This is a genomic window from Flavobacterium sp. LHD-80 (assembly GCF_030929605.1).
Lineage (GTDB): Bacteria > Bacteroidota > Bacteroidia > Flavobacteriales > Flavobacteriaceae > Flavobacterium.
Genome location: NZ_JAVFVS010000005.1, coordinates 307,641 through 321,570, shown reverse-complemented (window position 1 = coordinate 321,570; position 13,930 = coordinate 307,641). Strand labels below are relative to the sequence as shown.

Annotated in this window: 8 protein-coding genes; all 8 read left to right on the top strand. The window is 35.8% G+C overall.

Annotated features, from left to right (window positions below):
• The first annotated feature begins 6 nt into the window (after positions 1-6).
• On the top strand, positions 7-1,746 hold the full coding sequence (locus RB619_RS09405) for a glycoside hydrolase family 43 protein (RefSeq protein ID WP_308096721.1): 1,740 nt from the start codon (positions 7-9) through the stop codon (positions 1,744-1,746).
• Positions 1,747-2,250: 504 nt separating this feature from the next.
• Positions 2,251-3,261, top strand: a complete 1,011-nt coding sequence (locus RB619_RS09400; RefSeq protein ID WP_308096719.1) for a GntR family transcriptional regulator — start codon at positions 2,251-2,253, stop codon at positions 3,259-3,261.
• A gap of 2 nt (positions 3,262-3,263) precedes the next feature.
• Positions 3,264-4,745, top strand: coding sequence for an FGGY-family carbohydrate kinase (locus RB619_RS09395; RefSeq protein ID WP_308096717.1), 1,482 nt, complete (start codon positions 3,264-3,266; stop codon positions 4,743-4,745).
• Between the two features lie 9 nt (positions 4,746-4,754).
• The gene (xylA, locus tag RB619_RS09390; protein ID WP_308096715.1) at positions 4,755-6,080 is read left to right on the top strand and encodes a xylose isomerase; all 1,326 of its coding nucleotides are present in this window, start codon (positions 4,755-4,757) and stop codon (positions 6,078-6,080) included.
• 355 nt (positions 6,081-6,435) lie between these two features.
• Entirely contained in the window at positions 6,436-7,092 is a 657-nt protein-coding gene (gene fsa, locus RB619_RS09385) for a fructose-6-phosphate aldolase (protein WP_308096713.1), read from the top strand.
• A gap of 38 nt (positions 7,093-7,130) precedes the next feature.
• Positions 7,131-8,105, top strand: a complete 975-nt coding sequence (locus RB619_RS09380) for an aldose epimerase family protein (RefSeq protein WP_308096711.1) — start codon at positions 7,131-7,133, stop codon at positions 8,103-8,105.
• 553 nt (positions 8,106-8,658) lie between these two features.
• A complete protein-coding gene (locus RB619_RS09375; RefSeq protein ID WP_308096709.1) occupies positions 8,659-11,751 on the top strand; it encodes a TonB-dependent receptor in 3,093 nt (1,030 codons plus the stop codon).
• An 11-nt stretch (positions 11,752-11,762) separates the two neighbouring features.
• On the top strand, positions 11,763-13,694 hold the full coding sequence (locus RB619_RS09370; RefSeq protein WP_308096707.1) for a RagB/SusD family nutrient uptake outer membrane protein: 1,932 nt from the start codon (positions 11,763-11,765) through the stop codon (positions 13,692-13,694).
• Positions 13,695-13,930 lie beyond the last annotated feature (236 nt).

Below are 13,930 nucleotides of genomic sequence, written 5' to 3'. Positions count from 1 at the left end.
CTGAAGATGATTGACTTAAGAACAGCTAGTTTAAAAATTACAGTATTAACCTTTTCTATGGTTAGTGTAATGGCATGTAAAAAAATTTTCCTGAAACCACAACCGGTTGTTCAGGAAAATACTGCTGTTTTTGACTGGTTTAATTATCAAGGAAGAGATGATGCATACGTCAATATTTCTAAATCGGATGCGGAATATTTAAATCCTATTTTATCGGGATTTTATCCAGACCCTACGATTTGCAAGGCAGAAGGAAAATTTTATTTGGTAAATTCTTCTTTTTGCTATTTTCCAGGGCTTCCAATTTCTGAAAGTACCGATTTGGTAAACTGGAAACAAATAGGAAATATCATAAACCGTCGTGAACAAGCTAATTTTGGGAATTCGCGATTATCTGGAGGAATGTACGCACCGACTATTCGTTACAACAAAGGAACATTTTATGTGATTTGTACCAATGTGAGCGGTGTTGGGAATTTTATAGTTACAGCTAAAAATCCTGCGGGACCTTGGTCAAATCCTATTAAACTTCCTGAAGTTGATGGAATCGATCCAGACATTTTCTTTGATGAAGATGGAAAAGTTTATATCACACATAATGGTCCTCCGCCAAATAATATTTCGCTTCATGATGGACATCGCGCCATTTATATGTTGGAATACGATTTGGAAAAACAGAAAATCATCACAGAACCTAAATTAGTTATTAACGGTGGAACTGATATGGCAAAAAAGCCAGTTTGGATAGAAGGTCCGCACGTGCTTAAAAAAGACGGATTTTATTATATGATTTGCGCTCAAGGCGGAACAGGTTTTAATCATTCTGAAGTTGTTTTTAGAAGCAAGAATGTTTACGGTCCGTATGAAAGTTATGCTTCAAACCCAATTTTGACGCAGACGCCTTTGGATCCAAATCGTCAAAATTTAGTTTCAACTACTGGTCATGCTGATTTTGTGGAATTGCCAAATGGCGATTGGTGGTCCGTATTTTTAGGATGCCGACCTTATGAAGGCGATTTATACAATACAGGAAGAGAAACTTTTATGATGCCGGTTGAATGGAAAAACGGTTGGCCGGAAATTAAAGGAGGAAATAATCCGCTCCCGATGAAAAATAAGCGTCCGAATCTTCCTCTTTCAAAAGAAAAAACAGAACCGAATAACGGAAATTTTGTCTGGCAAGATAATTTTGATTCGAAGGAATTAAGTTTTAAATGGAATTTCATTAGAACGCCTTCTGAAAAATGGTATGCTTTAAAAGGTGGTAAATTATATATCGAACCGAGAAAAGAATCGATTCATACAGAGACTAATTTCTCTTTTATTGGAAGAAGGCAACAACATTTAAAATTTGAAGCTTCTGTAAGATTTGAATTTAACCCAAAAGATAATTTAGCAGCTGCAGGTTTGACTGCTTTTCAGAACGAAAAACATTATTTACTGATTGGAAAGCGTTTGAATGCCGATAAAAAACTAGAAGTTTTTGTTGAGAGAACAGCGAGTAAAATCAATAATAGTAAACCCGAAATTATTGCGAAAAAAGAACTTTCAGATTCGGATGCAGCAGTGTTTGTGAAGATTGAAGGAAACGGAAGATTGTATAGCTTTTATTTTAAAACGAAGGAAAAAGAAAAGTGGGATTTGTTAATTAAAGATGTTGACGGATCAATTTTAAGTACAAAAGAAGCAGGTGGTTTTGTGGGGACGTATTTGGCGATGTATGCGTCGAGTGAGCATTTTGAGTAATAGTTTTTCAGAAGTCCCAGAGGGACGGAATATTTATAGAAAATTCTTGAACGTTTAAGTTAGAAAAGCCCTAGCGGGGAGATATATTGTTAACGATAAATGTGTCGCTCCGCTGGAGCTTTTAATCTGTGTGGATTTGAATTTTCTATAAATATTACGCTCTTCCAGGGCTATGGAGAGATTAGAAATTATTTTGGATAAATCCTTTGCGAACCTTGCGTAAACCTTTGCGGACTTTGTGGTTAAATTATGTACAACAACTTATGAAAAATTAATGTTCTGTCACATCTTATGAAACCGTTTTGCGTGAGGGATAGCAGTGGAAAGCCCGGAGCCTGACGAAGGAAGTGCGAGGACTTGAAACGAATAGCCCGACCCGGAGGGACACGCCCAAATTATTTCAATTAAATACATTAAAAAAAAAAATAACAATTTTTATAGTTAAAAGAATTTTTTATAAAAGAAATTTATCTAAATTAGCATACCAGAACAGAACGGAACAGTATGCTAAACGAAGAACAAGAAAAATTTGTATTTACGATAAATCATGATAGTGATATTCCGAAATACCAGCAGTTGGTAAATGGAATTAATAATGCGATTGCGGAGAATATTTTGCAGAAAGGCGATTTGTTGCCATCTGTAAATGCGATTTGCAAAAATAATCAGCTGTCGAGAGATACGGTTTTTAAAGCGTACAGCATTTTGAAGGATCAAAATGTGATTGATTCGGTGCCGAATAAAGGATATTATGTGGCCGGAGAAACGAGAAAAGTGCTTTTGGTTTTAGACACTTTTAAGGCTTATAAAGAGGTTTTATATCATTCGGTTGTGAATAATTTGCCTGATAATGTGATTATTGATGTGCAGTTTCATCATTATAATATTGATGTTTTTAAAACGATCATCAACAACGGAATTGGGAAGTATTATAAGTATGTGGTGATGAATTTTGACAACAATGATATTGCTCCGACTTTGTCAGCAATTTCAGGCGATAAACTGCTTTTGATTGACTGGAATATTCAGGCTGATAAAACGAATAATTACGTTTTTCAGGATTTTGGAAAAGCGTTTTATGACGCCTTAATTGAAGCCGTTGATTTGTTTAAAAAGTATAAAAAAATAGAATTTGTTTATCCGGATTTTACGAATCATCCGTATGAAACGGTTGCATTTTTTAAGAAATTCTGTGCCGATTTTAATTTTGAATATGAAATTATTACAGATCCGAAAAAGTTCAATATCGAAAAAGGAATTGCTTATATCAGTGTGAGCGACAGAATTTTGGGACACTTTTTAGAGCAGTGCAAAGAGAAAGATTTTGAGCCTGGAAAAGACGTTGGATTTTTGTCGTATAACGAAACGCCAATGAAGAAATTTATATACAAAGGAATTTCGGTTGTATCAACTGATTTTAAAGAAATAGGAACCAAAGCGGCGGCATTTATTACGCACGACGAAGAAACGAAGTGTTATGTGCCGACCAAATTAATAATAAGAGAATCATTGTAAGTATGTATTATATTGGATATGATATTGGAAGTTCTTCTGTCAAGGCAGCCTTGGTAGAAGCAGAAACGGGTAAAAAAGTAATCGTTTTGAACGAGCCTCAGAACGAAATGGAAATTCTTTCGATTCACCCAGATTGGGCGGAACAAGATCCTGAAATTTGGTGGCAACACATTTGCACAGCGACCAAAAGAGCGATTCGCGAAGCAAATATTGATGCATCAAAAATTCAGGGAATTGGAATTTCGTATCAAATGCACGGATTGGTGATTGTGGATGCAGCAGGAAATGCGCTTCGAAATTCGATTATCTGGTGTGACAGTCGTGCGGTTGAAATTGGAAATAAGGCTTTCGCCGAAATTGGAGAACAAAAATGTATGGAGCATTTATTGAATTCGCCAGGGAATTTCACGGCTTCGAAACTAAAATGGGTTAAAGAAAATGAACCTGAAGTTTATAAAAAAATCTCAAAATACATGCTTCCCGGTGATTACATCGCTTTGAAATTGACAGGCGAAGTAACGACAACTAAAAATGGTTTGTCTGAAGGAATGCTTTGGGATTATAAAGAAAATAAAGTAGCCGACTGGCTTTTAGATTACTACGGAATTGATCAATCATTAACACCAAAAATTGTAGAAAATTTTACAAATCAGGGCGTTGTTACTGAAAAAGCTTCTGTAGAATCAGGACTTCCGGCAGGAATCCCGATTGTTTACAGAGCGGGAGATCAACCAAACAATGCTTTGTCGTTAAATGTTTTGAATCCGGGAGAAGTGGCAGCTACAGGCGGAACTTCGGGCGTTTTTTATGCAGTAAGCGAAATGTCTTCTGGAAAAAGCACAAGAGTAAACAATTTTGTTCATGTAAACTACGAATTAGAAACGCCAAGAGTTGGTAAACTTTTAAATATTAACGGAGCGGGAATTCAGTACAGATGGCTTCGAAATAATATGGGCAACGAAAGTTATGAGGCAATGAATGAAAAAGCTTCGAATATTGAAGTGGGTTCGGAAGGCGTTGTGGTTATTCCGTTTGGGAATGGCGCAGAGCGTATGTTCAACAATAAAAACATTGGAACTCATTTTTTAAACCTCAACTTAAATATTCATAATAGCGCGCATTTGTTCCGAGCTTCTTTAGAAGGAATTGCTTTTTCGTTTGTGTACGGAATGGAATGTTTAAAAGATGATAATGCGACGGTTAATGTCATAAGAGCCGGAAATGATAATCTTTTCCGCTCAGAGATTTTCTCAAATACGGTTGCGACTTTAATTGGTCACGAAATTGAAATTTACAATACAACGGGAGCGGTTGGCGCGGCGAGAGCGGTTGGCTTAAAAGACGGTGATTACAGCAAATTTGGAGCAAATGTGAGTGACAACGATCACGTAATGACGTTTTTACCGCTTCATAACGCAACCCCATACGAAACGGCTTATAAAAAATGGAAACAAGAATTAGAATTAATATTAACAACTAAATAAAAAGATAAAATGATAGTTTTAGGAGATAAAGAATACTACAAAGGTATTGGCCAAATTAAATTTGAAGGAAAGGAATCAGACAATCCGTTGGCATTTAAATATTACAATCCAGACCAAGTTGTAGCTGGAAAAACAATGCGTGAGCATTTTAGATTTGCTATCGCTTACTGGCATACTTTCTGCGGACAAGGAAGTGATCCATTCGGACCAGGAACGCAAAATTTTGCTTGGGATCAGTCTTCAGATCCGTATCAAGCGGCAAAAGATAAAGCAGATGCTGCTTTTGAATTTATCAGCAAAATGGGATTTGATTATTTCTGTTTTCATGATTACGATTTGATTGCTGAAGGGGCAACTTTCGCAGAATCAGAAAAACGTTTGGCTTTTATTACAGAATATTTAAAAGGCAAAAAAGCAGAGTCTGGAATTAAATTGCTTTGGGGGACTTCAAACTGTTTCTCAAACCCAAGATTCATGAACGGTGCGGCTACAAATCCAGATTTCAATGTAGTAGCAAGAGCTGGAGGACAAGTAAAATTAGCTTTAGACGCAACAATCGCTTTAGGTGGAGAAAACTATGTATTCTGGGGAGGTAGAGAAGGTTATATGTCTTTGCTAAACACAGATATGGGAAGAGAATTAGACCACATGGCACAATTTTTAACAATGTCTAGAGATTATGCAAGAGCACAAGGTTTTAAAGGAACTTTCTTTATAGAGCCAAAACCAATGGAACCATCAAAACACCAATACGATTTTGACTCGGCTACAGCAATTGGATTCTTAAAAGAATACGGTTTAGATAAAGATTTCAAAATCAATATTGAAGTAAACCACGCTACATTGGCACAACATACTTTCCAACACGAATTAGAAGTTGCTGCAAAAGCGGGAATGTTAGGAAGTATCGATGCTAACAGAGGTGATTATCAAAATGGTTGGGATACAGACCAATTCCCAAATAATATTCAAGAAACTACTGAAGCAATGTTGGTTTTCTTAAAAGCTGGCGGATTGCAAGGTGGTGGAGTTAACTTTGACGCTAAAATCAGAAGAAACTCTACAGATTTAGAAGATGTTTTCTTAGCACACATTGGTGGAGCTGATACATTTGCAAGAGCTTTATTGACTGCAGATAAAATTATCACTTCTTCCCCTTATGAAAAATTAAGAGCAGAAAGATACAGCTCATTTGATTCTGGAAAAGGAAAAGATTTTGCTGAAGGAAAATTAAACCTAAAAGATCTTTATACTATCGCTCATGAAAATGGAGAATTAAATCTTCAAAGCGGTAAACAAGAATTGTTTGAAAATATTATCAATCAATATATTTAATTGATTAACAGGCTGTAAATACGGCTTTGCATAAAATAATTTTCGGTTTTAGGTGAGGTGATAAAATCGGAATGAAGATTGTTTTTTGTAGTTTTTCTTCTCTGGTGCATATTTGAAGGTTAGTTGATGCGCCAGAGTAAATTAATTAGTAAATATGACCGTTGGCTGATTGAAGCACCGACGGTCATATCATTAATTTCGTATTCAAGCAGGATTTTTTCTGCTTTCTTCTAAGTAATTTCTTTTACTTTTTGCAATTCAAATTAAACATAACGCATTTTAATTTCCATCGAAGATTCATCACCGTATGAATTGGAGATGTCTTGAACTCTATTAACATAAAAACCAAAAACCAATGAAATTTTTTATAGACACTGCAAATCTAAATGATATAAAAGAAGCACAAGCATTAGGTGTTTTAGATGGCGTAACAACAAATCCGTCGCTAATGGCAAAAGAAGGAATTACCGGAAAAGCCAATATTTTAAAACATTATCTAGATATCTGCACTATTGTAGATGGAGATGTTTCGGCAGAAGTAATTTCGACAGATTATGACGGAATGATCAGAGAAGGTGAGGAGCTTGCAGCTTTGCATCCGCAGATTGTGGTAAAATTGCCTATGATTGCTGACGGAATCAAAGCTTGCAAATATTTTTCGGATAAAGGAATTAGAACGAATGTTACTTTAGTTTTTTCGGCTGGTCAGGCGCTTCTTGCAGCAAAAGCTGGCGCAACTTATGTTTCTCCGTTTTTAGGAAGATTAGATGATGTTTCGACTGACGGAATGCATCTTATTGCTGAAATAAGAGAAATTTATGATAATTATGCTTTCAATACTCAAATTCTTTCGGCTTCTGTTCGACATACTATGCACGTAATCAATTGTGCTAAAATCGGTTCTGATGTTATGACAGGTCCGTTATCTGCGATTAAAGGTTTGTTGAAACATCCTTTGACGGATATTGGTTTGAACCAATTTATAGAAGATGCTAAAAAAATGAATTTGTAATTTTTTCTGAAAGAAAAAAAGTTTTTAACTGCATCAAAATGGAAAAATTAGAGGTAATTACAATTAAAAATAACAGCGCTCTGGAAATGACAATTTCCAATTTTGGTGCAACAGTAATTGGACTGAAAGTTAAAAATGCAAAAGGTGAAGTCTATGATGTTGCTTCAGGTTTGAAAAATGCTTCGGATTATCTTCAAACGCCTTACTCAAATGTGAAACTCTTTTTAGGATCAAGTATTGGCAGATATGCCGGCCGAATTTCTGGCGGTCAATTTGGGATTGATGATGTTGTTTATAAAATCGAAAATGAAAATGGCGTTCATCTTCACGGAGGAGAAAATGGCTTTTTCAAAAAGTTTTGGTCCGTAAAAGAAGTGGCTGATGATTTTGTGGTATTTTCATATAAAAGCAAACATCTTGAAGAAGGTTATCCTGGAAATTTAAATGTTGAAGCGCTATTTCAGCTGACTTCAGAAAATGAAGTGAAAATAACGTATAAAGCAACAACTGATCTTGCAACTCCTGTAAATTTGACCAGTCATGTTTATTTTAATTTAAACGGAAAAGGTTCTGTTTTAGATCATGAATTGCAAATCAACAGTAATTTTTATTTAGATGTTGATTCGCAATTGATTCCGACAGGGAAATTGAACAAATCTGAAGGCACTGCTTTTGATCGAAATGTAAAAGCTAAAATCAAAAGAGGCGATTTCAAAGGTTTTGACGATACTTTTGTGTTTAATGAAAAACAGCTGAAAGCGTCTTTGTCTTCGTCAGAAAGCGGTATAGATATGGATATTTTTTCGAATCAGCCGGCAATGGTTGTTTATACTCCTGAGGAATTTCCGGTTTTGCCATTTTCAAATGAAAGTCAGTATGAAAAGTTTCCAGCCATTTGTTTTGAACCGCAGAATTTTCCTGATGCTCCTAATAATAAGCACTTTCCAAATTCAATAATAAGGCCGAATGAAAATTATTTAAATGAAATGATTTTTGCATTCAGTTTCAAATAAATATTTTTCTATTTAAAGTTTAAAGCTTCTTTTAATAAAAAGAAGCTTTTTTTATTGTTTTATGCAAGCGATTGTGTTAAAATAGGTTTTTTTCGGACAAAATAAATACTTTATTTTCCACCATATAGAAGTACCTGATATGAGATTGTGAAGCTTTTGCGTGACCTTTTTTAATTGTTTAAATCACACTTATTTTTAAATGCTTTTATTCATGTTAAAATGCTGTGAATCTGCAAATTTATTGAGTTTTAAAGAATTAGTAGTTATTGTTGAAAATCAATAAATATAGCCTTGAATGTTTTGTTAAAAAAGAAGTTTTGTTGTGGATCGTCTAATTATTTAGGTTTAAAATTATTCAGTCTTTAATTTATATGGTAATTTTTTTTGGTATAAATAAAAAAATAATACACAACCGGTTGTGTGGTTTAGATTTTTAATTATATTTGTTAAAGAAATGCAAAAGAGGTTATTTCGACTTTATAAAAACACCTGATTTTGCGTCTTTATTTTTCAACTAACTCAAACCATATATTAATTATCTAAATCAATTTTTATGACTGACTTTTTTACAATGAAAAGCAAATCAAAGCTCCTAAAATGTCTGGGGTTTTTATCCCTGATGTTTCTGTTTTCTGTGAGTGCCACGGCTCAGACTACAGTAACAGGAGTTGTATCTGATGCAAATGGACCTATTCCAGGAGCTAATGTAACTGTTAAAGGCACTAAAAATAGTGTTGCTACGGGTTTTGACGGAAATTATTCTATAGCTAACGTTCCTGCAAATGGAGTTTTAGTATTCAGTTTTTTAGGTTTAAAGGATAAAGAAATTCCTGTTGCAGGAAAAAATAAAATCAATGCAGTTTTAGAAGAAGACCAAAATAACCTTCAGGAAGTTGTGGTCATCGGTTACGGTACGCAGCGAAAGGAAGCCGTAACAGGATCTGTTTCTTCTATAAAAGGAGATGTAATTCGTGAAGTGCCATCGGCTAACGTTACGCAGGCTTTACAAGGCCGTTTAGCAGGGGTGCAAATGAATCAAACATCTTCTAAACCGGGTGCTGAAATGCAAATTCGTATTAGAGGTACACGTTCGTTGACAGCAGATAACAACCCGCTTGTAGTATTAGATGGAGTTCCGTTTGCAGGATCAATTGGTGATATCAGTCCAGATAATATTAAAAGTATTGATATTTTGAAAGATGCTTCAGCAACTGCTATCTACGGTTCTCGTGGTGCTAATGGGGTTATTTTAATATCAACTAATAAAGGAACAAAAGGACAAAGAGCTAAGTTTTCATACAACACTTATAGCGGTTTGAAAACGATTTTTGCTAAATTCCCAATGATGAACGGACCTGAATTTGTGGCTTTACGTAAAATTGCAACGCTTCCAGGATCAACTGCTCCACTTTATTCAAATGGTGCAGACGAAGCTGATAATGTAAATACAGATTGGCAAGATTTAATGTATGGCGCTGGTTTAGTAACCAATCATGATGTAGGTGTTTCTGGTGGTACTGAAACTGGAAACTATAATTTTGGAACTAGTTATTATAAAGAAGAAGCAGTAGTGCCAGGACAGGACTACAGTCGTATTTCATTGCGTGCCGCTGTAGATCAGGCAATAGGACAGTATTTTAAAGTTGGTTTTACTACTAATAATAATTATTCTATTTCAAATGGAGGGAATTTAAGTCTTTACAATACTTTAAGTACGACTTCGATTGCTAATCCGTATAATGCGGATGGTTCTTTAAAAAGAACGGTAAAAATGCCATTAGATGAAAACTGGGTTTACACCAGAGAAACGATCAATAATTTGGGTGACAAATGGATCGACCAAACAAAAGCATATAGTTCATACAATACGTTATACGCAGAAGTAAAAATTCCGGGTGTTGAAGGTTTAAAATTCCATATAGATTTAGGTGGTAATTTCCGTAGTACAAATGGAGGTCAGTATACAGGAGAAGGTGTTTTTAGTATAAACCCTACCACAGTCTCGACAGCTTCTGTAACAAATACGCTTAATACGAACTGGACAATCCAAAACTTGCTTACGTACGATCGTACTTTTGGAAAACACCAAGTGAATGCGGTAGCAATGTATTCATCAGAACAAACTACTTATAATAAATCACAGGTTTCTGCAAAAGACATTCCTTCTGATGCTTTTCAATTTTACAATTTAGGAAGAGCAGCTGGAGAAATTTCGATAAATCCAGACAATCAAGATTACCAGCAAAGCGGATTGGTTTCATACATGGGGCGTGCAATGTATTCTTATGACAATCGTTACATGTTGACAGCAACAGTAAGATCTGATGCTTCTTCAAGACTTGCTAAAGGACATCAATGGCATACTTATCCTGCTGTATCAGTTGGATGGAATGTTAAAAATGAATCATTTATGCAAGATGTTTCTTGGTTGGAGCAATTAAAATTACGCGCAGGTTACGGAGAAACTTCTAACCAAGCAGTTGCTCCTTATTCTACTTTAGGAAGTTTGGCTTCAAGACCTTACAATTTTGGCGAAACAAATGCAACTGGATATTATGTATCGACGCTTCCTAATCCTGATTTAGGCTGGGAGTATTCAACTACAATGAACTATGGTATCGATTTTGGATTCTTTAAAAATAGATTAACAGGTACAGCTGAATATTATGTTACAGATACAAAAGATATTCTTTTAAGTGTTGGTTTGCCTCCAACAGCAGGTGTGGGTAGCTACACAGCAAACATTGGACAAACTCAAAACAAAGGTTACGAAATAACGCTTAATGGAGCAATATTCGATAATCCAAATGGATGGTCTTGGGATGTTGGTGTTAACTTTTATTCGAACAAAAATAAATTAGTAGCGCTTTCTTCAGGACAAACCAGAGACGAAAACAACTGGTGGTTTGTTGGACATCCAATCGATGTGATCTTTGATTATGAAAAAGTTGGACTTTGGCAACAAGGAGATGCAAATCTTACTAAATATGAGCCAGGAGGAAATGTGGGTATGATTAAAGTAAAATATACCGGAGAATTTAATGCAGATGGTTCTCCAACAAGACAAATTGGGCCTGCAGATAGACAAATCATCGATGTAAATCCTGATTTCCTTGGAGGTTTCAACACTCGTGTTGCTTATAAAAATTTAGATCTTAGTGTAGTAGGTGCTTTTCAAAGTGGAGGAGTTCTTATTAGTACATTATATTCTTCAACAGGTTACTTGAATATGTTGAGTGGTCGTAGAGGAAACGTAAAAGTCGATTATTGGACACCAGATAACACAGATGCAAAATACCCAAGACCAGGCGGAATTTCAAGCAATGATAATCCAAAATACGGATCTACTTTAGGATACTTTGATGCTTCTTATGTTAAAATCCGTACGATTACTCTTGGCTATAATATTACTGAAAAATTTATTAAGGATTTAGGAGTTGATAGATTTCGTTTGTACTGCACAGTGCAGAATCCATTCGTGATTTCATCACCTTACCACAGAGAAACTGGTATGGATCCTGAAACCAACTCATACGGTAACGAAAATGCTGCAGTAACTGATTTTTACAAAAGACGTTTACTGACATTAGGAACAAACACTCCTTCAACTCGTACCTTCTTGCTTGGCCTTAATTTAACATTTTAAAAAAGATAACAATGAAACCTATACAAATAAAAACTTTTTTGGCAACAGCAATGATAACGCTGTTCCTGGGAGCATGTTCTAATGTTTTAGAAGAAGAGCCTCGCAGTATTTACACTCCTGAATATTTTAAGACTGAAAAAGGAGTTGTTGCAGGACTAACGTCAATGTATGCGCATTTACGCTACATCTACGGACAAGGTTATTACTACAATACGACAGAAACCGGAACTGATGAAGCAACTTATGCGCAAAGTGCCGATGCCAACTTTAAGGATATGGATCTTTCTGGTGTTGGATCAATTACGCCTTCTTCAAGTCGTGCTGATGCTTTGTGGCAACCTGCATTTATCAATATTAATACGGCTAGTGGTGTTATAGAAAATGCGACAGCAATTGGAACTGTTTCAAATGCAATGATTGCTGAAGCTAGATTTTTCCGTGCATTTGATTATTTCTTGCTAGTTCAGACTTTTGGTGGAGTGCCATTAGATTTGGGTGCAGGAGAATTGAAATTCAATACAAGCCCATCAAGATTTTCAGTAAGAAATACCGTTCCGCAAGTTTATACTAAAGGTATTTTTCCAGATTTAGTAATAGCTGCAAATGATTTGCCAGATGCAGGAAGAGTAAAAGGAGGTTTGACTAAAACAGCTGCCAGACTTTATTTGGCTAAAGCATATTTAACATATGCTTGGTGGTTAAAAAATCCAAATAATATTCCAACTTATCCTGAAACTACACGTGTAGATCCAGACGGACACGATGCAGCATGGTACTTTCAGAAAGCTTATGATGTTGCAGCAACTGCAATTGACAGCCACGGTGCATTTGCATTGCAACCAACTTATTATGATGTGAATTTAGGAAGCAATGACCGCAACAGCGAAATTTTATTGTATGCTGATCACACTGAGAAAAGTGAATTTTTTAATGCCAGCAGTCTAACGTTTTCGAATGGTAATGCTCCAGAAAACTTTACTGTTTGGATGATGACTCCAAATTATACTGTTTTGAGAAGTTCAGGAGTAAGTTCGGTACAACGTGAAGCAGTACAGTCTTTAGGGCGTCCATTTATTCGTATGTGTCCAACTATTGGTGCAATTGCGAATACATTTGCTGATAAAACAAACGATTCTCGTTACGATGGAACATTTACAACCGTATATCGCGGGAATTGGAATAAAGCAGGTATTACAACGCCAACTTTAAATAATGCAAACGGTTTGCCAGTTGCTCCAGGAGGTGCAATTCTTTCCTTCTTAAATGCTGAAAATCCAGCTATTGTTTATGCAGCAGGAAATGGAGCTGAAGGTGGAGCTGTTGGTGCAGGAGTATTACCAGGAAGATCTGATTTTGTTATTGCGCCAAGTGGTATTAGCAGAATTATATATCCAGGTTTGTGGAAATTAGGGACTTATAGAACAGATAACGGAACTGGACTTGGTTCTCCAAATGGAGCCAGTACACGTCCTTATAATATTGCAAAACTATCAGAATTATATTTAATTGCGGCCGAAGCAGCAGTAATGGGAGCAGCTCCTCAAGGTGGAAAAAGCGCGAGAGAATTAGTAAATGTTTTACGTGCACGTGCTGGAAAATGGAGATTTGACAACGGTGGAAATGTAGCAAAATCAGCGGACAATTCTGCAGCAATGATTGCCGCAACACCTGCAGTTATTGATATCAATTATATTTTGGCAGAGCGTTCTCGTGAATATTTTGGTGAAGGATACCGTTGGTACGATTTGCTTCGTACTCAAAAATGGACAGAACTTTCAAGTTCCTACCAAATTTGTGGACCAGCTTATGGAAATCATACACCGCTTACAGTTGCTAGAGATATTAAGCCGTACCATTATTTACGTCCAATTCCTCAAGTTCAATTTGATGCAATGATTATGACAGCTTCTGAAAAAGCAGCTTATCAGAATCCAGGTTACTAGGAAATGAAATCCTGATTTGCCCGAAATCAAATGATAAAGCAAATAAAGCAGCAATTAAGTTAGATAAGGTTGTAAGTAAGTGTTTATTTTACAAAATTGGTTAGAACTGCAAACAAATTTGTTTTATAAAAAAGCCGAGAGTTGAGCCCTCTCGGCTTTTTGCCGTCAGATGTTAGAGGATAATAATTATAGCATGATGTGTGTCATTTATTTTAACACATAGAAACATTCCCGAT